Genomic DNA, 21668 nt, shown 5'->3' with positions numbered 1-21668 from the left:
ACATTGACCAAAGGATGGCCTTAAAAAAACAAATCATTCATACCAAAACGAGTATGAATGGTCTTATGTTTTTCTACAGAAGCTATTATATCAGAAAAGACTTTACTTTGCAAGAAAAATCGAGTTGTCATGTTAGGTTTTCTGACATGAAACGATATTGCAGCTCTTGATTTTCTTTGCTACAATGGACCTATTAGATAAATGGAGGTTGATCATGAAGAAAGGAAAGATCATTCAGGATATAAAAACAAACACATCTATGCCAGTTCTTATTTCTACACTATTCTATGTATTTTTAGCCTCCTTCTTTATAGAAGGGGGACTATGGCTTAGTAGTGAATTGGTGGGACCATTTTCCTTAGTGATAGGTTTTCTGGCGGAGTTCTTTTCACCAGGAAATGGGACAGCAAGTATTCAAGAATTTTTCTACCATTATCTTCTCTATTATGAGCTTTTCAGTTTTGTAATCATACTATTTCTCTTTATTTTTTGGGTGAAGGTCATAGAGAAGAATACTTTATCAAGCTTAGGCTTTGTAAAAAGAAATTGGCTCAAGTATCTAGTCTGGGGGATCGTGATTTCACTTATTCAAATGGGAGTGATCGCGCTTGTCTACCAAGTAAGTGGCATCGGGTCTTTTGTGTTAAATGAGCTCAGTTTAGAGCCCTTGCTTTTTATCCTAGGATTATTTCCATTTTGGCTTCTGCAAGGGGGGACGGAAGAAGTAGCGACGCGAGGTTGGCTTCTGACTCGGATTGCTGCAAGAACTAATCTGCCTTTAGCGATCGCGATTTCTAGTAGTCTCTTTGGCATTCTGCATATGGGAAATGCAGGAGTGACCTTCTTATCCGTTCTGAATATCATCCTCGATGGAGTGCTGGCTGGTCTGCTTTTTATCTATACGGATAGTATCTGGCTAGTGGTCGCCCAACACGGCACTTGGAACTATGTACAAGGAAATCTCCTTGGTTTTCAAGTCAGTGGTACGGGCGCAGATGCCTCGATTTTTAGCTTTAGCATGGGATCTGGTCCTGATTGGTTGACCGGAGGGGCATTTGGTGCAGAAGGATCGATTATCACTACTTTGGTTCTTCTTGTATCCCTAGTGATTGTCTATCGCTTAGGTGAGAGGAAAGAAAAGTTTGATGACTAACCTCTGTGTAATGTCTGAAAGTCATATATGAAAAAGACAAACACCAAAAATGACGTTTGTCTGCTTTCTGAGTCGAACACATATTGATGAGTTCGGCTTTTTCTATATAATAATGGGAATGATTAGCTTGACTTGTGCACCATTATGAGTATTTTCTAAATGCATAGTTCCATTATGAAGTTTCATGACGCGTTTCACGAAAGATAAACCAAGTCCAAAGTGACTTTCTTGAGAGGGTGTTCTTGCTTGGTCCTCTTTATAGAAAAGATTTCCAGCATGTTGTAATACATTTTTTGAAAAAGTAGATTGATTATTCCATATGGTTAGAACTAATCGATTTTTTTCTTGTGACATTGTTAGCTGGATCTTTGCATCATTATCTTTTTGATGTTGTATTGCATTATTAATAATATTTGTGATTGCTCGAAAAAATAAATTGGAATGAATGGCAATTTGTGTTGATGGAGTTACTGTATTTGAAAAAACAAATTGTGTATTTCTCGGGAGTAAAGGAGTGATCTGTTCCTTCAATTGATGAGTTACTTGTTGAATTGATATGTTTTCAAGTTGAATATCATGGTCATAAAAAGTTTTGGAGTATTGGATGAAGTGGTTAAAATAATCATTTAATTGAATACTTGCTTGCTCCAGATCTTTTAGACATTCCATTGTTTGAGGTGTTTGCTCGGTGGATTGTAAGAATTCGGCATTTCCTCTGATGACAGTTAGAGGGCTACGAAGATCATGTGCAGCGCTAGATACTTGAAACATGAGTTCTTTTTTTTGATCTTTTTCATTTTGAATTCTATTTTTTATTTCAGATTGCATTTTTTCGATCAGATCGTTTGTTTCAATGAATTCTTTAATCTGCAAATGGTGATGTTCATTTTTTGTGAAATATAGACCACTATGATAAACCATGTTCATTTCTGTTTGAATCTTGGTTAATAACCGTCTAATATTTATTACAATGATAAAAATTAAAATGATGCAAAGATAAATCCAAGAACTGACGCTAAAAAATAAAGCAAAGTGATTGGCATTTTTCTCATTAATTCCAGACACAGAAGATAGAAGAGCTGGAACTATGTAAAAAAGTATCAGACATAGAAGAAATTGCCAAATGATTTTAAGGTAGGTACGCTTAATGAGTTGCTTGATTGTCAATTCTTTTTCCATTTGTATCCTCCTCCCCATACTGTTTTGATTGGATCAATTTGATGAATCTTAAATTTTTGTCTGATTTGATAGATGTATTCAGTAATGGATCGTAGTTGTGCATCAGAGTCTACAGGATAGAGGTAATTGTAAAGTTCTTCTATGCTAAATATTCGGTTCTCATTTTTTGCTAAAAGATAAAGTAAATCAAACTCTCGCTTGGTTAATGAAATTCTCTTCGATTGATAATAAACTTCTTGACTATCTCGATAAAAAGTTATATTTGAATCCATCTCTTCTTTAGAGGCGTTGTGAGATCTTTCTTCCCTACGAAGATGCATTTGAATTCTTGCAATCAATTCCTTTATGCTGAATGGTTTTGTGATGTAATCATCGGCTCCGGCTTGTATTCCTTTTAGTAAATCTTCTTCAAAATCTTTAGCGGTTAGAAATAGAATTGGAGTAGTAATTTGTGAACGAATGGAACGACAGATTTCTAAACCAGAAATAGGCATCATGACGTCAAGTAAAATTAGATCGAATCCAGTAAAGTCACATATATTGATCTCCTCTATATTTTTACGAGTTTCCACGTGAAAGTTGTTCGCTTTTAATGTATTCGCTATTAATCGTAAGATTTTTTCATCATCGTCAATGGCTAAAATTTTATACTTCATAGTTCCTCCAATTATATGAGCATATTATAGCAAATATAGAATGTAATTTGTTGAAAATGAAAAAAATAATTATTCTGAGAATTTCCTGATTTTCTCCTGTTATACTTGCTTCAAGTGAAGGTGGAATTTAACTAAAAATCAGAAGGGAAAAAGAATGAATGATAACAATTCAAAAGCTACATAAGGAATATAATAGTAAAATTGTCCTTCAAAACGTGTCTTTCAAAGCCAAGAAAGGTGAGATTACTGGATTGATTGGACCGAATGGATCTGGAAAATCAACTTTAATTAGAATTTTACTTGGTTTAGAAAATAGTCAAATGGGAATGGCGTTGATCAATGGCAAAAAATACTCTCAATTGGGAGATAATCCTTTTGGTATTGTTGGATCATTCCTCGATAGTTGCCAACCTTATCCGACAAGAACAGGATTTCAGCATCTTCGGTGGATTGGCTTGGCTTGTGGCGTTGACAGAAATAGGTGCAACGAATGTTTAGAGTTGGTGGGGTTAAGTGAAGCTAAAAATAAAAAAGTAAAAGATTATTCGTTAGGAATGAAGCAACGTCTTGGGTTAGCAACAGCCTTATTAGCAAATCCTGATATCTTAATTTTAGATGAACCAATCAATGGACTAGATCCAGAGGGTATACGCTGGGTACGCAATTTTTTGCAGTCTTTTGTCAATGAAGGTAAAACTGTCTTAATGACCAGTCATTATATGAGTGAGTTAGAATTAACTGTAGATCATCTAGTTGGTATTTCTAATGGGAAAATTGTTATTGATGCTCCTACAAAAGATATTTTGAAACAGTTTGGATCTTTTGAGGAAGCATATTTTAAGGCGCTCGAAGGGAAAGAAGGTGAATAATATGTTGAAACGTTCCTTTTTTAGTGACCTCTATAAATATTGTAGTTTAGCTACTTTTAAATTCACTTTTTTTCTTATTTTGGGAGTCAGCATATTTTTTTCAATTCAAAATATCCAGGTGATAAATGCTTTAGTAGAAGGAAATGGACAGGCTGTTAACCTTGATCCATCTATGCTATCATCGAATCCAGTCTATACAGTCAGAGATGCTCTCTTATCCTCACCCTACCAAGCAAGTGTTATTTTCTTACCAATCTTAGTTTCACTTGTTTATTCAACCCATTACCAATTTGGTGATGATAATTTTACTCAGTTATTGATCCCAAACTGGAAAGTTCGTCTTACTGGGTTTATTGCAAGTTCGGTTGTTTTATCGATACTTTCTACTTTAGTATTATCTATAGTAAATGCTATTATCTTACTCATTTTTCTAGATTCAACTTTAAAGAATTATTTAGAATTTACATTGTTCTTAGATGTCACGGTAAGAGTTATGATATTTGCAATCGTTCTTACTTTATTAGCTTTACTTTTCGTAATAGTAACGAAAAAATCAATGACTTCATTAATTGCAGACGTTTTGTTATTGGTAATCACTTTATCAGGTATTCTAAGAGGAATTTCTTCTAAAATAGAAAATCTCTTGCCTTTGATTGGAGCAAAGTCATTTGCTTTTGGCCGAATTGAAGGGATTCAAACGAGCCAATTATATGGATTTACACTTTTAGTAGTAGAAGGAATCTTGTTCTTGGTATTCATAATGCTTGTAGAAATGATTCGAATGAGGAGGAAGAATGGCAAGAATATTTTTTAGTCTTATCGTCAAAAAATATAGTTTAAAACCCGTAAAGTACCAGATAGCTATACAGTCACTTTTGATAGGTTTTGTGTGTCTCTTAGGTGTTTTACCAGTTTCAATCAATGATACTGTTGTACAATTATCTATAAAGCAAGCTCTTGTTTTTGCGTCAATGCTCTCTGTTGGTATTGGGTGTGTTAATGCATTTGTTGAGTTACAATCACACGAAACAAAACTGGTTTATTTGGTAAGTGGAAAAAGGATCTTAAGTTCAATTCGGATCCTGTTCGTAGAATTATGTGATGTAGTACTCCAATCAACCTTAAATTTCATTGTACTACTTATATGGTTTCATTTTTTTAGTAGCGAAAATGGTGTCAGTTTAGAACTTTTCAGTTTCTATTTGATTGGCTCCATCCAATATTTTTTGATTTCTTACTTCTTAAGTTATTTTTTCAAAAGTCCAATGGGGAGTTTAGCTATTTTGCTGCTATTTCCTATTTTGGTACAACCTTTCATAGAAAGAGTAGTGGAACCAATGACTAGTTATCTATTTTACAATATTATTGCGGATACAATACTAGGGAGAGCTTCCTATTTGCAACTATGTGTTTATGCTATGGAATTGGTGTTTTCACTTGGAGCCACTCTTTACCTTTTGATAAGGAATCAAGAAGTTAAGTAGTAAATTGATTTCGTAAAAATGATACCGATGAGCAAACCTTGCTAATTTTGTATATCATGGACACTGAAGTTTATTACGTATTGCATTGTTTTAGAATAAAAGACAAGACTTTCGAAGTAATTGCGAGAGTCTTGTTTAGTTTTCACTCTAATGCGTGTCCAATTAATTATTTTGTAATATGTTGTTTTCCCTTTCATTCCTCATCTCAGAGAATTCTAGTGATTTATGGTAAAATAAGGTCTATATATGTGAGGACAAAGAGATGATTAATCGAGTAACTGATAACAAATTTAAACTAGTATCCAAATACCAACCGTCTGGGGATCAACCGCAGGCCATTGAACAGTTGGTGGATAACATCGAGGGTGGCGAGAAGGCGCAAATCCTGATGGGAGCGACTGGTACGGGGAAGACCTATACTATGAGCCAGGTTATTGCCCAAGTCAATAAACCGACCCTGGTTATCGCCCACAATAAAACGCTAGCGGGCCAGCTCTATGGAGAGTTCAAGGAATTCTTTCCAGAGAATGCGGTTGAGTACTTCGTCTCATACTATGATTACTACCAGCCAGAAGCCTATGTGCCATCGAGCGATACTTATATCGAAAAAGATAGCTCTGTCAATGATGAGATTGACAAGCTTCGTCACTCCGCAACATCAGCTTTGTTGGAGCGTAACGATGTGATTGTTGTGGCCTCTGTCTCTTGTATCTATGGTTTGGGTTCGCCTAAGGAATATGCCGATAGCGTGGTCAGCTTACGCCCGGGTCTGGAGATTTCTCGTGATAAACTGCTCAATGACCTGGTGGACATCCAGTTTGAGCGCAATGACATTGACTTTCAACGGGGGAAATTCCGTGTTCGTGGGGACGTGGTGGAGATTTTCCCAGCTTCGCGTGATGAACATGCCTTCCGGGTGGAGTTTTTCGGGGACGAGATTGAGCGGATTCGTGAGATTGAAGCTCTGACGGGACAAGTTCTGGGAGATGTGGACCACTTGGCTATTTTCCCAGCCACTCACTTCGTGACCAATGACGACCATATGGAAGTAGCTATTGCCAAGATTCAAGCGGAACTTGAAGAGCAGTTAAAGGTTTTTGAAAAAGAAGGCAAGCTCTTGGAAGCTCAGCGTCTAAAACAACGGACCGAGTATGATATTGAAATGCTGCGGGAGATGGGCTACACCAATGGGGTTGAAAACTACTCTCGTCACATGGATGGCCGGAGTGAAGGAGAGCCTCCTTACACCCTTCTTGACTTCTTCCCAGAAGATTTCCTCATTATGATCGATGAAAGTCACATGACCATGGGACAGATCAAGGGCATGTACAATGGAGACCGCTCGCGCAAGGAAATGCTAGTCAACTATGGTTTCCGTTTGCCGTCAGCCTTAGATAACCGGCCACTGCGTCGTGAGGAGTTTGAAAGCCATGTCCACCAGATTGTTTATGTATCTGCGACACCGGGTGATTATGAGATGGAACAAACGGATACTGTCATCGAGCAGATCATTCGTCCGACAGGTCTACTCGATCCTGAGGTGGAAGTGCGTCCGACCATGGGTCAAATGGACGATCTCTTGGGTGAAATCAATGTGCGTGTAGAACGGGGAGAGCGGACGTTTGTTACCACCCTGACCAAGAAGATGGCGGAAGACTTGACCGATTACTTCAAGGAAATGGGGGTCAAGGTCAAATACATGCACTCGGACATTAAGACCTTGGAGCGGACAGAAATCATCCGTGATTTGCGTTTGGGCGTTTTTGATGTCTTGGTCGGTATCAACCTCCTTCGTGAAGGGATTGACGTACCTGAAGTCAGTCTGGTTGCTATTCTCGATGCGGATAAGGAAGGCTTCCTCCGTAATGAACGTGGGCTTATCCAGACCATCGGTCGTGCTGCCCGTAATAGTGAGGGTCACGTCATCATGTATGCGGACACCATGACCCAGTCTATGCAAAAAGCCATTGATGAAACAGCTCGCCGTCGGAAAATCCAGATGGCTTATAATGAAGAACATGGCATTGTTCCACAAACCATCAAGAAGGAAATCCGTGACCTGATCTCTGTTACCAAGGCGGTGGCCAAGGAAGAGGACAAGGAAGTGGATATTACCAGTCTCAACCGCCAAGAGCGCAAGGAACTAGTCAAGAAACTGCAAGGTCAAATGCAAGAAGCAGTCGAAGTGCTTGATTTCGAGCTGGCAGCGCAAATCCGCGATAGGATGTTGGAAGTCAAGGCTTTGGATTAAGCGGAGGGGAAGTATGAAAATTTTAGTCATCAATGGACACCCGGATAAGGAAAGTTACTGTCAGGCTATTTTTCAAACCATTGTCGAAACTATTGACTCAAATCGCCACGAGCTCCAAGTGATCAGTCTCAATGAAGAGGACTTTGATCCGGTCCTTCGCTATGGTTACCGAAAGCGGATGGAGGAAGATTCCTTTATCCTTCGTTCTCAAGAATGGATCCAGTGGGCGGACCACCTGATCTTTGTCTATCCCATCTGGTGGAGCAGTATGCCGAGCCTCATGAAAGGTTGGATTGATCGGGTCTTCACACCTGGGATTGCTTACTCGGCTAATGATCAGGGCAGCTTTATCTGGAATTACCTCAGAGGCAAGCAATTCAAGAAGTTGCTCAAAGGGAAAACAGCTAGTATATATGCGACCTCCATGGCGCCTACTTGGTGGTACAAGATCTTTTCAGGTCCTCTCAACATTCCGGATAGTTATGGTATCTCTGTTTTGAAGAATGCCGTCTTGAACCACTGTGGGATCAAAACCAAGCGCGTCTGTATCTTGGGAGAAGTCGGCCGGGATGTGAACACCGCTAGCATGCGGGAACACCATCTCCAAAAGGTAGCAGCAGAAATGAAAAAACTCTGAGTAAATCCTTAACGTTAGGAAATGAGGTTAATGAAGCAGAAGAAAAATACTGTAAAGAAGGTCAACCATCAAAATAAAATAAAGAGTAAAAGAAGCTGGTTAGTTCGCTTAAACCTGTGGCTTGAAAAGCATTCAGGTATTGGTATGCTTTTGGATTTTATCATGTTTTTGTCAATGGGAGCTACCCTAGGTGTCTTTCTTTTTGACAATCATCTAATCCCAAGGACTTACCGTGATTTTAATTATCTATTTCCCTTATTTATGAATCTATATTTATTGCTGAATGGATTATATTTTAATGTCTTTCGAGTGCAGAAAGAAGACCGAGCTTCCATTGAATTTTTCGCAACCGTCTTTTTGTACGTGAATGCAATTACGTCTGTTGTGCATATTGGGTTTGGGATCAAAGGACGACGTATGGGAGATTATATTCCAGCACTTTACACCTTGAATCTGAAATACATCTGGTTTCCTATCGTGACCTATGCGATCTTCTTCATTCTAGCGGCCTTGATCTTATTCATAATAAAATTGAGGAAAAATAAGAGAAATAAGGTCGGAAAATTCGATAAAAAAGAAGACCATTGTCTTTGAGAGAGGCTTTCTTTTGGATATTTTTGATGAATACCATGAGTTGGTGAATCCCTTTGTGATGAATAAGGAGATAAAGAAAAAAGTTTATTTTGATGAATGAATTACATGATAGAAAGGAAATATATGTCACGTACAACGCCTACTATACTGTGCAATCTTTGCATGGTCGAAGATCTTGAAAATGGGAAAGTAGTCCTCCAATACCGCTCACCTGAAAAGACTCACTGGGCTGGCTATGCTTTTCCAGGTGGCCATATCGAAGAAGGAGAAAGCCTTGTAGAATCCGTCATTCGTGAAATCTACGAAGAGACAGGACTTACAATTACAAATCCAAAACTGGTCGCAGTCAAAGACTGGCCACAAGATGAGGGCGGCCGCTACATCGTCTTTTGCTACAAAGCGACAGAATTTACAGGCCAGCTAAGATCGTCTGAAGAAGGAGAAGTTTATTGGGTTGAGAAGGATCAATTAGAAAAGTTGGATTTATCCTACGATATGCTTCCTCTGCTGGAAGTGATGGAAGACCCAGATTTGTCCGAGTACTATTATCGTAAACGAACAGACGATGATTGGGAAAAATTAAGATTTTAAGCAAAGGGCTAGAGGGATCTAGCTTTTTTTGCTTGAAAGGTAAAAGAAGAAAGAATATTTCATTCGTGCTTGAATCTGCTCAGAAAAAGTACTATAGTATAAGCATAAAATACAATTGTAATCTTTCATACTGTGAATAGAAAGAAGGCAAGATATGAAATTACAATTTAGAATTCTAATAGGAATTTGCTTCTTGATCGGTGCCTTAGTCTTTGCCTTTCAAAAGGAATGGTTATACGCTTTGCTGTTGCTTTTAGTTGGGGCTTCTTACCTTTATAAAGGAGTGCGTCGATGAAGAGTGAGTGTTTAAACATAAGGGGGCTAAACGTTTGGTATAAAAAAGACAAGCCCGTTATAAAAGACACGAATTTGCTTGTACCCAATCATTCTGTAGTGGGGTTGATTGGTCGAAATGGAGCTGGGAAGACAACCTTGCTAAAAGCTTTAAGTAGTGTCTTTGATCATCGGCAGTATGCAGTTGAGACTGTTACCATAGAAGACAAGGCGACCTCTTTTCATACGAATTTCTATAAGAGCCGTACCTATACAGTTTTTACTGAAAACAATAGTTTTTTAAACTGGGATTTTGTTCATTATTTTAATTTTGTCTGTCGTTTGTATCATCGAAAGAGAGATGAAACGTTATTGCAGGACCTGATCTCAGGCTTTCATTTTGAAGAGTTTCTCAACACAGACATTGGTAGTTTGTCAACGGGAAATAAGAAGAAAGTCTTCTTGATCACAGCTTTTTATCTCAAACCTACCCTCCTTATTTTGGACGAACCATTTGATGGCCTTGATTTTGATGCGACAGAATTTCTATATGGTTTGCTATTGCAGTATAAAGAAGAAGGCTCTATTCTGATGAGTTCGCATATCGCAGAGAGTATCGTTCGGGTCTGTGATACAGCTTATTATATTGAAGATGGTCACCTAGACGCGATTGAATCGAATTTAGAAGATTGGTTTCATGACGTCAATCGTCAGAGGGGGTAGAACATGCTACTAGCAATTTTTAGAGATGTGGTATCCAAAAATCGGCTCTTCTTGTTCTTGACTTCCTTAGCCTTTGCTCTTTATTACTATCTTGTTGGGGCAAAATTTTCTACGAGCTTTCAAGTCTTGTTGATCAGTACGGCTATTGTTACTGCTCTATCAACCTTTCAATTGCTGTATTCCTACTTTTCGATGGACAGGGTCCAGGCCTACTACCAGCTTCCTTTGTCTCTCAATCGTTTTAAAGGGTCTTTTCTGACGGTAACCTTTCTTCTCAATTTACTAGAGCGCGTGCTGTTATTGATCCTCTTTTTAGGAGTCAGGTTAGACCTGCTACAATCCTTTAAGCTGGTCCTCCTTTCTTTACTGGTGGTATTGAGTGTGTTTTATATCTTTATCCAGTTCAATACCAGGCCAAGTCTTCTAGGAGGAGTGCTCATTTTTGTAACGACTGTTCTTACAGCATCTTCTTTATGGATTCAACAAGTGTCCTATATGATCTTACTTTCAGCCTTCGTTACTATCTTTATTTTTAAAAATGAGGACTTAATCGCGATTTCAAAAAATGATCAGTTGCTTGTCGCAAAGAGAAAAAGTGGCAATTATTTTTGGATTTCCTTATTTCAAGAGCGCTATTTTTCCATCAATTTTGTCTTTACTCTCATCTTCCTCCTTCTCATTCTGATACAGGATTATGAGGCTCCTTTAAAAATCATCATCCTGTTAACGATTGCTTCTGTCAATACGCCATTAACCACTCTCATTTCCGCTGATAAAGATTTGATTGATCATGTTAAGTCTCTTCCTAAGAGTCTGTTCTTCTACCTGATGTATTACCGTGTATTGCTGACCTATTTCCTATCTGTGAATCTATTTGTTGCTCTGTTATTAAAAATGGTGGTCATGCCTGACTTGGGGATCCTATTTTTACTAGGAGTGATGATTCTAGCAGTAGTGGAAGCTGTTTTGCACTTACTGATTGAAATCTATTTCCCTTTAAGAAAATGGAATTTAAAGAGAGAATGTTGGAAGCACCCAAGAAAATATATTGTGCCTAGTATCGTCTTCTTACTTAGTTGGAGTCTCCTTTTCTGCTTCTAAGGAATTGCCCCTTTGCTTGTATCTGCTTCTTAATTGTAGTATGATAGAGGAGTTGAAAAGATGCTAGAAAAGGTGGCAAGTATATGAAAGATTTTCACTTTGATGCAATTGCTGCATTTGAAAATTATGAAATCGAAAAGATGAGAGATGGCCATGTAGTGGTGACAACCAAGGTCGTGGAATCCTCGCTCAATTATTATGGAAATGCGCATGGAGGCTATCTCTTTACCCTGTGTGATCAGATCAGTGGTTTAGTCGTGGTTTCTCAAGGGGTCGATGGGGTGACCTTGCAATCCTCGATCAATTACTTAAAAGCAGGGCGTCTGGGGGATGTCCTCACGATCCATGGCGAATGTGTCCACAGTGGACGGACGACTCGAGTTGTGGATGTCGATATTACCAATCAAGACGGGGCCAATGTCTGCAAGGCAACCTTTACGATGTTTGTTACGGGAGTGAGAGATGAATCCGCACAAGTACGCATTTAAAAACTATATTTTTGATTTTTATGGAACCTTGGTCGACATCGAAACGGATGAGTCGAGTCCCATTTTATGGGATACCATGGCTCAGATCTACCAATCCTACGGGGCAAGCTACACAGGAGAAGGCTTGCGACTGCGTTATAGAGAGTTGGTGCAACAAGCAGAAGAAGACTTGGCTAAGGAAAAACAAGTTGCCTACCCTGAGATTGATCTGACGGTTATCTTTGTGCAATTGTATTTAGAAGGCCATCCAAGCGGGAATAGTGTTGTCCACCTCAAAGAGTGGGGACGTTTGATTTCGCGGACTTTCCGTGTCCTTTCTCGCAAGCGGTTGGAGCTTTATCCTCATACGAAAGAAGTATTAGAGGATATGAAAGCTGCAGGTTGCCGAATCTTTCTCTTATCCAATGCCCAAGCAGATTTTACCAATCCGGAGATTGATTTGGTTGGTTTGAGAGAGCTTTTCCATGCCATTTACTTGTCATCTGATGCAGGTATTCGCAAACCTCAGCCAGAGTTTCTCTTGGAAGTGATGAAAGAACACCAGTTGAACTCTGAGAAAACGGTCATGGTGGGGAATGACTTTACGACAGATGTCGCTGTTGCCCAAAGTATCGGGATGGAGAGTGTCTTGATCAATACCTTCCCATACTCTGATGCTGAACTGCGCGAGAAGAATCAAGCAGGCGTGCGCGTGATTCGAGATATTCAAGAATTGCAGGAAGATTGAAAAATATCATCTAAGTAGGGAGGCCAAGTCGCCTCCTTTTTTTATGAAAATGCTACAGTCGAGCAGGATTTGTCAAATTTTCGCTTTCATGGTATACTATGAAAGTTAATTTGAATAAGGAGATAAAAATGAATAACTTACCAAACTGTCCAAAATGTAACTCTGAATACGTCTATGAAGATGGAGCGCTCTTGGTGTGCCCAGAGTGTGCGTATGAATGGAACCCAGCTGAGGTCGAAGAAGAAGAGGGTGTCGTAGCGATTGATGCCAACGGAAACAAATTGGCTGATGGCGATACAGTGACCTTGATCAAAGATTTGAAAGTGAAGGGTGCACCGAAAGATTTGAAACAAGGTACGCGCGTGAAAAATATCCGTATCGTGGAAGGAGACCACAACATCGATTGTAAGATTGATGGCTTTGGTGCAATGAAACTCAAATCAGAATTTGTGAAGAAAATCTAAAGATAAAAAGAAGGGCCTAGCCCCTTTTCTTTCAGGAGGATACTATGAAATTCAAACTATTATTTAGCTATCGTTTTCTATTGTTTATCTTAAGTGTACTCGGTGTTTATCTGCAACTGACCAAGCATGGTGGCTTTGGCATGATGCTCTATTACACCATTTTATCTAACATGTTGGTCATGTTCTTTATGGGAGACATGGTTTGGCGCATGGTTCGAGGTCGTTCGACCCAGACTCAGGGCTACCTTCGTATGAAAGGCGCAGTTACCATGTCCATTATGATCACCTGTGTCATCTACCACTTTATGTTGGCGCCTATTGCGACACCAGAGAAGTTTTATCGTTTGGAAAACTTCCTCTGTCATTACATCGTTCCTTTGATGTTCTTCTTTGATACTCTAGTGATTGATAAAGCCAAGCAATACCGTAAGCTCGATCCCTTCCTTTGGACCTCGATTCCCCTGGCTTACATGCTCTTTGCCCTTCTCAATGGATTGGTCTTGAAGTGGCCAATTCCAGGTGCAAAAGATAGTCCCTTTGCCTATTTCTTTATCAATGTTAATAAATACGGCTGGGCCTTTGTTGGCAAATGGGTGGTGATCATTTTTATCGCCTATCTCTTGGCTGGCTATGTGCTCTATGGGATCAAAAATATCAAGCGAAAATCGGCTGTTTCTGAGTAAAAGCCGAACGTTATTCGGACGAAAAGAAATATTTTTAAATTTTTTTGAAAAATGTTGAGTTTTTTCTTGCATGTCGTTTGAAACTGTGATATAGTTATCTCAATTAAATAAATCCTTTAATCCTGTCCCGTGAGGCAGGCAAGGAGACTGTGAAAAACAATGGCTAGGACCATAGAGCGAGACTCTATCCTCTTAGACCATCCATTTGCTGAACCTCCTTGAAAAAGGAGGTTTTTCTTTTACAACTAAGGAGGACTGAATGAAAACCAAAGAAGTCGTTGATGATTTGACGATGAAACGGGCCATTACCCGGATCACCTACGAAATCATTGAACGAAACAAAGATTTGAGCCAGATTGTGCTGGTGGGGATCAAGACGCGTGGTGTTTACATCGCTCGCCGGATCCAAGAACGCCTCTCTCAGCTGGAACAAATCGATGTCCCTGTAGCAGAACTAGATACCAAGCCTTTCCGAGATGACATGAAGGCGACTGAGGATACGACGGTCTTACCAGTTGATATCGCTCATAGAGAAGTCATTTTGATCGATGATGTCCTCTATACAGGTCGCACGATTCGCGCTGCCATTGACAATCTGGTCAGTCACGGTCGTCCTGCTCGAGTGAGTCTTGCGGTTCTCGTCGACCGTGGGCATCGGGAGTTGCCGATTCGTCCGGACTTTGTTGGGAAAAATATCCCGACAAGTAAGTCAGAGGAAATCATTGTCGAGATGGTGGAGCTAGACGGTCAAGACCGCGTCCTCATCAAAGAAGCTTAAACAAATTGTAAACTATTTGCATTCACATTATAAAAGGAGAATCAACATGTCTGAAAATCAAATCGCTCTTAAAAACCTTGTCTCAATGGAAACTCTTACCAATGAAGAAGTAATGGCATTGATCAAACGTGGGATTGAGTTCAAAAACGGAGCTAAAGCAACCTACGAAGACCAACACATCATCTCAAACCTTTTCTTTGAACCTTCAACTCGTACCCACAAAGCCTTTGAAGTGGCAGAGTTGAAATTGGGATGTGATCTCCTTGACTTTGATGTGAAGACAAGTTCTGTGAACAAAGGGGAAACACTTTACGATACCATCTTGACCATGTCAGCTCTTGGTGTAGATGTCTGCGTCATCCGTCACCCTGAAGTGGACTACTACAAAGAATTGGTTGAAAGCCCAACGATCACAGCCTCTATCGTCAACGGTGGGGACGGTTCAGGTCAACACCCAAGCCAAAGCTTGCTTGATTTGATGACCATCTACCAAGAATTCGGTCACTTTGATGGCTTGAAAGTTTGTATCGCTGGGGACTTGGATCACTCACGTGTGGCAAAATCAAATATGCAAATCTTGAAACGTTTGGGAGCAACCCTCTACTTTGCAGGTCCAGACGAATGGAGAAGTGCGGAATTTGAAGACTATGGAACCTTCGTCACTATCGATGAAGTCATTGAAGAAGTAGATGTGATGATGTTCTTGCGTGTGCAACACGAACGTCATGATTACGAATCACTCTTCTCTAAAGAAAACTACCACCGTCTTCATGGTTTGACTCAAGAACGTTATGACCGTATGAAAGATACAGCGATCTTGATGCACCCAGCACCAGTCAACCGTGACGTTGAAATTGCGGACCACTTGGTAGAAGCTCCTAAATCACGCATCGTAGAACAAATGACCAACGGTGTCTTTGTCCGTATGGCCATCATTGAAGCCGTCCTTAAAGGTCGCGGTGCAAAATAAGATAACTGACAATTCATTGAAAGGAAAGGAAGAGGACAGAGTAGACAGCTACATGGAATCTGACTTTCCTTTTTTTGAGGAACTATGATAAAATTGGATTAGTGTAAAAAGAAGGGAGGGGTTCGATGAAACGATTATTGGTCCTAGAGGATGGGACTGTATTTGAAGGAGAAGCCTTTGGTGCAGACTTATATGTGACTGGTGAATTGGTCTTTACGACTGCCATGACAGGCCATCAAGAATTGATTACGGATCAGGCTTTTAGTGGCCAGATCCTCTCCTTTACCTTTCCAGTTATTGGCGCAATAGGGATCAATCGGGATGATTCTGAATCGATTACGCCGACATGTTTGGCAGTAGTCGTTCAGCATCTGGTGGAGATGCCGAGTAATTGGCGACAACAGATGACCTTGGATGAATTCTTGAAGCGAAAAAAAATCCCTGGTATTGTAGGGATTGATACGAGACAGGTGGCAAAAATTGTCCGCAAGTATGGACGGATGAAGGCGACTGTCATTAACAAGGGGGATTCGATCGAGCATATCCTGGATCAGTTGCGAGCGACAGTGCTTCCCAAAGACCAAGTGCGTCAAGTCTCGACAAAAACGGCCTATGCTGTACCAGGTTTTGGAAAGAGTATTGCCTTGATCGATCTAGGGGTCAAGCACTCTGTCTTGCGCCAGCTGAGTCAAAGGGACTGTAATGTCACGGTCTATCCCTATGATATCTCTTATGATGAACTGATGGAACAGCAGCCCGATGGCGTTATTTTATCTAGTGGGCCTGGCGATCCCCATCAGGTGAAAAAACTCTGTCGCTTGATCAAAAAGCTCAATGGTCAGATTCCGATCTGGGGCATGGGCTTGGGAGCACAGGTACTGGCTCAAGCTTATGGAGCGGAGCTAGCTCCTATGGAAGTTGGACACTTCGGATTAAATATTCCTGTTCGTGAAATTGCGACAGGAAAAATCGAGATAACGAGTCAAAATCACTTGTATAGCATCGCACGCGATAGCCTACCCCATGATTTATTGGTCACGCATGAAAACGTCAATGACCATAGTATCGAAGCTTTTCGCCATCGTTACCAACCGATTTTAGGGGTTCAATTCCAAGTGGATGCTAGTCCAGGGCCAAGGGAAAATCTCTATTTTTACGATGAATTTTTAGAGTTGATTGATGCCAAAATTCACGAAAGTAGAAGGGAGAAGGAATAATGAAACAAAACCAGAAATTGCTTCTCCTATGTGGAGATTCTTATCAGGATATTAGCCTCTTGGCTGCGGTAAATGAAGCCCAAAAACTCAATGCCAAGGACGGGAATGCTCTTGTCCTTTATCTGGGCGAAGAAAATACTATCACACAAGAAGCTGGAGAACAGGTTGTGGTCAGCAAGCTCAAGCTGGATGCTCTTAGGACGACTCTTCTTTCTTGTACTGGATCTCGCTTGCTCCTAGCTTTTGCGGATAAACAGATTTTAAATCTCTTGTTCCGATTGGAAGAAACTGGATTTTTCAAAGAAGCATCGATCATGATTGTCGGTCCGAGTCTTCAACGCTACCGGACCTTTTATCAGCAGGCGGACCAACGACGCCTTTTTCAAGAGTTGGGCTATCAGGTACCCGCTTCCGCCCTGATCGGTTCTGTTCGAGAAGCCATCGAGTTTTCTGAAGGCATTCAATTTCCCATTATGATCTGGCCGGTAGCGAGTAAGCAAGGGCAGGGACGAAAGATTGCTCATAATCTAGATGACCTGTGCGAAGCAGTGGAAACGGGACTTTCAGTCTCTCCAAGTCAGCAGTGTTTGCTAGAGTTTTCGACCTATGGCTTTAAGGAATTGGATTTTGTCGTCATGCGGGATCGCGAAGACAATCACTACCTGGCGGCCTCTATTGAAAGCATTGATCCTGTCGGGATCCACTCTAGTGACTCTTATCAATTTATGCCAGCTGTCACCCTGACTGACCGAGAGTTTCAAAATCTTCGTGAAGCAGCGATCCACATCAGTCGCTATTTGAAGCTGACAGGAGCCATTTCGATCAAGTTTGCTCTTGATCCGACGAGCTATGCTTTTTATATCCTAGAAGTTAACCCATTTGCTTCAGACAGTATCTCGATGGCCTCTATGGGCTTGGGCTATTCCTTGTTTGAGCAAGGAGTTCAGTTACAATTAGGGCGCTCTCTCGAGCATTTGCCTCACCCCTTATTAAAGGATCTAAAGGCTGTTTACGAACCAAGTTTGGACTATATCTTCTTTAAGATCCCGATTTTTTCTGATGCTGCTAAAAATGCCCGCCTCAATACCCAAATTCACTCTTATGGGGCAGTTTATGGATTTGGGAAGAGAATCGATGAAGCTTATCAACAAGCCCTAGAAACCATTAAAGACAAGAACTTGCTGACCATCCTTCCTGAGGAAATGAGCGATGATGAATTAATCCAGAAAATTGCTCGTCATATGCCCCATCGGCTCTTCTATATCTTAGAGGCTTTGAAACGTGGTTTTGAGTTTGAGGAACTCTTGGATTTAAGTAAATTAGCACCGATTTATTTGCAGGTTCTAGCCAACCTTGTAGAAATGGAAAAAGTAGTAGAAGCTGAAATCAAACCAGCCTTTCTTCCAGTTGAACCATCAGCTGGTTTATATGAGGTCAAAGAGGGAGCAGCCTATTATCTGACCCAAAATGGAACCAATGAATCGTTAGGTTTGGACGCTGCTTGTGTCTTGGTGGATGATCTAGAAATCGGTGATGAGCGTTTTTACCAAAAGGTGAGAAAGCAAGTGAAAGAGCTGAAAGAAAAAGGACAACAGGTGATCTTACTCACGAATCGTCCTTTTACAGAATCTTTGGCAGATAAAGTCTATTATCTTCCTATTAATGAGACAAGCCTTCACCTGATTCAGACCATTGATCAGGTCAAAGATATTGTCAAGCTTTCTAATCTACAATAAAGGATCCGGACAATCAATCCGAATCCTTAGATTGAAAATAAAATTATATTTTAAAACTTTCCTTAGGTGAGTACGGACGTCAGCGAACTTCGAAGAAGTTCCATGACTTAGTTTTGAGCCTGAGGTCTCAAAACTCCCGAGTGCTAGAAACAAGTGTGTTTCTAGCACTTTTCTCACAGCGGAAAGTTTCGGTACATTCTCAATGATATTTAAAGGATTTGGATGTATAATCCGAATCCTTTTTTGTTTCTTATTTTTTGGTCACAATACCGATAATGGTATCAACTGCGCGTTCCATGGTTTGGAGACTTACGTATTCAAAGCGACCATGCATGTTTTCGCCACCGGCAAAGATATTAGGTGTTGGAATCCCCATAAAGGAAATTTTAGAGCCATCTGTACCACCGCGGATCGGTTCAATGATTGGAGTGATTCCAAGATCTTCCATGACTTCCTTAGCAAGGGTGATTGGTGTCATATCTTTTTCAATCACTTGCTTCATGTTGTAATACTGATCTTTGAGGGTGAGGAGAACGCGTTCGCTACCGAGCTCCGCATTCATCTGATCGGCAATAGATTTCATAAGGTCTTTGCGTTTCTCAAAGCTTTCTGTTTCAAAGTCCCGAATGATATAGCTAGCACTTGCTTCCTCGACAGTTCCATCGATGTTCATCAAGTGGTAGAAGCCTTCATAGCCTTCGGTTAATTCTGGACGTGCTCCTTCAGGGAGTTTGTTATGGAAATCAATGGCCAATTGAAGAGCGTTGATCATTTGACCTTTGGCTGTACCTGGGTGGACATTGCGTCCTTTGAAGGTGATTTCAGCCCCAGCTGCTGAGAAGGTTTCGTATTGAAGCTCTCCGAGAGGACCACCATCAACAGTATAGGCAAAGTCTACATCAAAATCCTCTGCATCAAATTGATCTGCACCGACTCCGATTTCTTCATCTGGACCAAAGCCGACACGGATTTCTCCATGTTTGATTTCAGGATGAGCTGTCAGGTATTCAATAGCTGTCATGATTTCAGCGATACCTGACTTATCGTCTGCACCCAGAAGAGTAGTACCATCCGTTGTGATCAAGGTTTGTCCCTTGTAGTTGTTCAAATGAGCAAAATCAGCTGGATCGAGTGTGAAACCAGAGTCACCAAGGGTAATGACACCGCCATCATAATTCTCAACAATTTGTGGATTGACATTTTCGGCATTGAAGTCAGCGGTATCCATGTGAGAGATAAATCCAATCTTGCGTGTAAAGCTTGGATCATTGGCTGGAAGTGTTCCAATAGCATAGCCGTTTGGTAAATAGTAGACGTTTTGAAGACCCACGCGTTTCATCTCAGGGATTAAGACGTTTGTTGCAAAATCAACTTGTGATTGGGTACTTGGAGTGGTTGTAGAATTTTCGTCTGAACGTGTGTTAACCTTTACATAGGTAATAAATCGGTCCAACAAATTTTGGTATTTCATGATCATTCTCCTTTTTCAGTTTCAATTAATTTGTGAATAGCATGGGCCACGCCATCCTCATCATTGGTCAGGGTGATGAAGTCTGCGATTTCCTTGACAGCAGCATTGCCATTTCCCATAGCGACGCTGTAACCAGCAAAACGTAGCATTTCAAGGTCATTATTGGCATCTCCAAGAGCCATGACCTGGTCTCTCCTGTAGCCTAATGTTTGGCTTAATGCTTGAAGAGCAGAAGCCTTGCTCGCGCCTTTTGGCAGGATTTCAAACAGGATATCCTGTGAACGAACAGTGTTAAAATCGGCCTCTAATGCAGCCTCGTTCTGAGCTTGGAAGTCATCGATAGCAGAAGGATCTCCTACATACATGGCTTGAAAAATAGGAACAAGGTTGGGCAGATCCTCTTCAGAGACAGGTGTCGGTTTACTATTAACAATACCCGCATCCATCGTGACAAGTTCACTGGCTTCAGGTGCGACTACTAAGTAGTGATCCATGTCAAATAAGGTTAGCTGGACATCTGTATCTTCCGTCAAAACATGCAAGCGGTGCATATCCTCAAGGCTCAACTCTTCCTTGCCAATGATTTCCCAATTCTTAGTCGACAAGGTTGTACACCCGTTATTGATAATCATATAGTAGTTACCATCTGGAAGACCAATCTCTTCAAAGATAGGACGGACCCCCGCTAAGGGGCGACCAGTACAGATCACAATGTCATAGCCGGCTTCATGGGCCCGGTGAAGAGCTTCAATATTGCCTTTAGAGAGAGTCTTATCCTCATGCAAAAGAGTTCCATCCAAGTCAATCGCAATTAATTTAATCATTTGATTTCCTCCAAATCAAGAGGCACAAAGCCATCAATCACTTTTCCAATCACACCAGGTTCCTCATCTAGTGGAATGATTTGATCACTATATTTCTTATTGAGGGAAACCAGTCGAATACCGTTGGCCTCACGAAAGACACGTTTGATCAAAGTTTGTCCATCAAAATCAATGGCATAAATAGCCCCTGCCTGATCATAATAGGTTTGCTTGATTAACACAACAGCCCCTTTTTCGTATTTAGGCTCGAGGGAATCCGTATGAATCCAAAAAGCCAAATCGTAAGAAATCTTTTGATCAAACCAGACGATATCCGCTTGTTTCTGATTTTGATAAGCTGCAAAAGAATCATAGACAGAATAAGAGTGGTATTGCTTTTCAATTTTCTGTCTTTCTTTCTGATGGGTCAAGAGACTCTTTCCGTAAGAAAGAAGATTTTCTTGATTTCCTTCATCGAGCTGTTTATACAATCGTTCAATCTCTGAATCAATGACTACAAAATCATTGCGTAATCGTGGGTCAATATCAGCAACTGCTACTTGGAAAAAGGCTGCAATCTTCTCTAAATTTTCAGGAACGGGAAGAGAAGTTCCTTTTACATATCCAGTCAGGGTACTTGCAGGGATTCCAGTAATACGAGATAATTCGATCTGCTTTTTTCCTTGTTCTTTCAGTAATTCTCTGATTTTTTCCGATATAATCCGTAATGCCTCTTTGTCTTGAGGGCTTGCTTTTCCACGACCTCTGGCCAACGTACTCACCTCCTTGTATTTACCCTTACTATTATAATGAATTAAAT

The 21668-nt window shown here is 40.5% G+C and carries 24 protein-coding genes; 19 read left to right on the top strand and 5 right to left on the bottom strand.

Annotation, left to right across the window (positions count from 1 at the left end):
- Positions 1 to 214: 214 nt before the first annotated feature.
- Positions 215 to 1153 carry a CPBP family intramembrane glutamic endopeptidase gene (locus tag RIN70_RS05925; protein ID WP_037607926.1) on the top strand — a complete coding sequence of 313 codons (939 nt, stop codon included), beginning with the start codon at positions 215 to 217 and terminating at the stop codon, positions 1151 to 1153.
- A 102-nt stretch (positions 1154 to 1255) separates the two neighbouring features.
- Here RIN70_RS05925 and RIN70_RS05920 read toward each other — a convergent pair whose 3' ends face one another.
- Positions 1256 to 2332: a sensor histidine kinase gene (locus tag RIN70_RS05920; protein ID WP_049493105.1), complete on the bottom strand. Its 1077-nt coding sequence runs from the start codon at positions 2330 to 2332 to the stop codon at positions 1256 to 1258.
- Positions 2317 to 2988 carry a response regulator transcription factor gene (locus tag RIN70_RS05915; RefSeq protein ID WP_031575109.1) on the bottom strand — a complete coding sequence of 224 codons (672 nt, stop codon included), beginning with the start codon at positions 2986 to 2988 and terminating at the stop codon, positions 2317 to 2319. The genes RIN70_RS05920 and RIN70_RS05915 overlap by 16 nt, the downstream gene beginning before the upstream one ends.
- 158 nt (positions 2989 to 3146) lie before the next feature.
- On the opposite strand from RIN70_RS05915, the gene RIN70_RS05910 reads away from it, so the two are divergent.
- The 18 genes from RIN70_RS05910 (at position 3147) to RIN70_RS05825 (ending at position 18574) form a co-directional block, all read left to right on the top strand.
- Positions 3147 to 3857 carry an ABC transporter ATP-binding protein gene (locus tag RIN70_RS05910; protein WP_049493101.1) on the top strand — a complete coding sequence of 237 codons (711 nt, stop codon included), beginning with the start codon at positions 3147 to 3149 and terminating at the stop codon, positions 3855 to 3857.
- 1 nt (position 3858) lies between these two features.
- Entirely contained in the window at positions 3859 to 4671 is an 813-nt protein-coding gene (locus RIN70_RS05905) for a hypothetical protein (protein ID WP_129269287.1), read from the top strand.
- Positions 4652 to 5341 (top strand): hypothetical protein, encoded by a 690-nt coding sequence (locus RIN70_RS05900; protein WP_061590608.1) that lies wholly within the window; start codon positions 4652 to 4654, stop codon positions 5339 to 5341. The genes RIN70_RS05905 and RIN70_RS05900 overlap by 20 nt, the downstream gene beginning before the upstream one ends.
- Positions 5342 to 5603: 262 nt before the next feature.
- Positions 5604 to 7592 (top strand): excinuclease ABC subunit UvrB, encoded by a 1989-nt coding sequence (gene uvrB, locus RIN70_RS05895; RefSeq protein ID WP_313790436.1) that lies wholly within the window; start codon positions 5604 to 5606, stop codon positions 7590 to 7592.
- 13 nt (positions 7593 to 7605) lie between these two features.
- Complete coding sequence (locus RIN70_RS05890) at positions 7606 to 8229, top strand: NAD(P)H-dependent oxidoreductase (RefSeq protein ID WP_129824596.1); 624 nt, start codon at positions 7606 to 7608, stop codon at positions 8227 to 8229.
- Between the two features lie 30 nt (positions 8230 to 8259).
- Positions 8260 to 8823: a hypothetical protein gene (locus tag RIN70_RS05885; RefSeq protein WP_049493087.1), complete on the top strand. Its 564-nt coding sequence runs from the start codon at positions 8260 to 8262 to the stop codon at positions 8821 to 8823.
- A gap of 123 nt (positions 8824 to 8946) precedes the next feature.
- Complete coding sequence (locus RIN70_RS05880; RefSeq protein ID WP_173020169.1) at positions 8947 to 9414, top strand: 8-oxo-dGTP diphosphatase; 468 nt, start codon at positions 8947 to 8949, stop codon at positions 9412 to 9414.
- Between the two features lie 154 nt (positions 9415 to 9568).
- Complete coding sequence (locus tag RIN70_RS05875; protein ID WP_003001697.1) at positions 9569 to 9709, top strand: hypothetical protein; 141 nt, start codon at positions 9569 to 9571, stop codon at positions 9707 to 9709.
- Positions 9706 to 10410 (top strand): ATP-binding cassette domain-containing protein, encoded by a 705-nt coding sequence (locus RIN70_RS05870; RefSeq protein WP_049471799.1) that lies wholly within the window; start codon positions 9706 to 9708, stop codon positions 10408 to 10410. Before RIN70_RS05875 ends, RIN70_RS05870 begins: the two co-directional genes overlap by 4 nt.
- Positions 10411 to 10413: 3 nt before the next feature.
- Positions 10414 to 11511, top strand: coding sequence for a hypothetical protein (locus RIN70_RS05865; RefSeq protein WP_129824597.1), 1098 nt, complete (start codon positions 10414 to 10416; stop codon positions 11509 to 11511).
- Positions 11512 to 11594: 83 nt separating this feature from the next.
- The gene (locus RIN70_RS05860) at positions 11595 to 11999 is read left to right on the top strand and encodes a PaaI family thioesterase (protein ID WP_049507390.1); all 405 of its coding nucleotides are present in this window, start codon (positions 11595 to 11597) and stop codon (positions 11997 to 11999) included.
- On the top strand, positions 11974 to 12726 hold the full coding sequence (locus RIN70_RS05855) for an HAD family hydrolase (RefSeq protein WP_129824598.1): 753 nt from the start codon (positions 11974 to 11976) through the stop codon (positions 12724 to 12726). Before RIN70_RS05860 ends, RIN70_RS05855 begins: the two co-directional genes overlap by 26 nt.
- 128 nt (positions 12727 to 12854) lie before the next feature.
- Positions 12855 to 13190 (top strand): zinc ribbon domain-containing protein YjdM, encoded by a 336-nt coding sequence (locus RIN70_RS05850; RefSeq protein WP_003016288.1) that lies wholly within the window; start codon positions 12855 to 12857, stop codon positions 13188 to 13190.
- A gap of 44 nt (positions 13191 to 13234) precedes the next feature.
- Positions 13235 to 13873 carry a Pr6Pr family membrane protein gene (locus tag RIN70_RS05845; protein ID WP_129824599.1) on the top strand — a complete coding sequence of 213 codons (639 nt, stop codon included), beginning with the start codon at positions 13235 to 13237 and terminating at the stop codon, positions 13871 to 13873.
- Positions 13874 to 14132: 259 nt separating this feature from the next.
- Entirely contained in the window at positions 14133 to 14651 is a 519-nt protein-coding gene (pyrR, locus tag RIN70_RS05840; protein ID WP_003001719.1) for a bifunctional pyr operon transcriptional regulator/uracil phosphoribosyltransferase PyrR, read from the top strand.
- Positions 14652 to 14697: 46 nt separating this feature from the next.
- Positions 14698 to 15621: an aspartate carbamoyltransferase catalytic subunit gene (locus RIN70_RS05835; RefSeq protein WP_061590599.1), complete on the top strand. Its 924-nt coding sequence runs from the start codon at positions 14698 to 14700 to the stop codon at positions 15619 to 15621.
- Between the two features lie 125 nt (positions 15622 to 15746).
- The gene (locus RIN70_RS05830; RefSeq protein ID WP_129824600.1) at positions 15747 to 16838 is read left to right on the top strand and encodes a carbamoyl phosphate synthase small subunit; all 1092 of its coding nucleotides are present in this window, start codon (positions 15747 to 15749) and stop codon (positions 16836 to 16838) included.
- Positions 16835 to 18574 carry an ATP-binding protein gene (locus tag RIN70_RS05825; protein WP_313790776.1) on the top strand — a complete coding sequence of 580 codons (1740 nt, stop codon included), beginning with the start codon at positions 16835 to 16837 and terminating at the stop codon, positions 18572 to 18574. Before RIN70_RS05830 ends, RIN70_RS05825 begins: the two co-directional genes overlap by 4 nt.
- Before the next feature lie 250 nt (positions 18575 to 18824).
- Here RIN70_RS05825 and pepT read toward each other — a convergent pair whose 3' ends face one another.
- From pepT to RIN70_RS05810, 3 genes are read right to left on the bottom strand one after another with little or no spacing between them, the layout of a single operon-like run.
- Positions 18825 to 20045, bottom strand: a complete 1221-nt coding sequence (gene pepT / locus RIN70_RS05820) for a peptidase T (RefSeq protein WP_070466036.1) — start codon at positions 20043 to 20045, stop codon at positions 18825 to 18827.
- 2 nt (positions 20046 to 20047) lie between these two features.
- Positions 20048 to 20869 carry a Cof-type HAD-IIB family hydrolase gene (locus RIN70_RS05815; protein ID WP_125826941.1) on the bottom strand — a complete coding sequence of 274 codons (822 nt, stop codon included), beginning with the start codon at positions 20867 to 20869 and terminating at the stop codon, positions 20048 to 20050.
- Positions 20866 to 21621 (bottom strand): LexA family transcriptional regulator, encoded by a 756-nt coding sequence (locus tag RIN70_RS05810; protein ID WP_272144099.1) that lies wholly within the window; start codon positions 21619 to 21621, stop codon positions 20866 to 20868. Before RIN70_RS05810 ends, RIN70_RS05815 begins: the two co-directional genes overlap by 4 nt.
- Positions 21622 to 21668: the final 47 nt, after the last annotated feature.

The sequence above is a fragment of the Streptococcus parasanguinis genome (genome assembly GCF_032163505.1).
GTDB classification, from domain to species: Bacteria; Bacillota; Bacilli; order Lactobacillales; family Streptococcaceae; genus Streptococcus; species Streptococcus parasanguinis_V.
The sequence above is the reverse complement of the archived record's forward strand: the minus strand, read 5'-3'. Positions and strand labels throughout refer to the sequence as shown.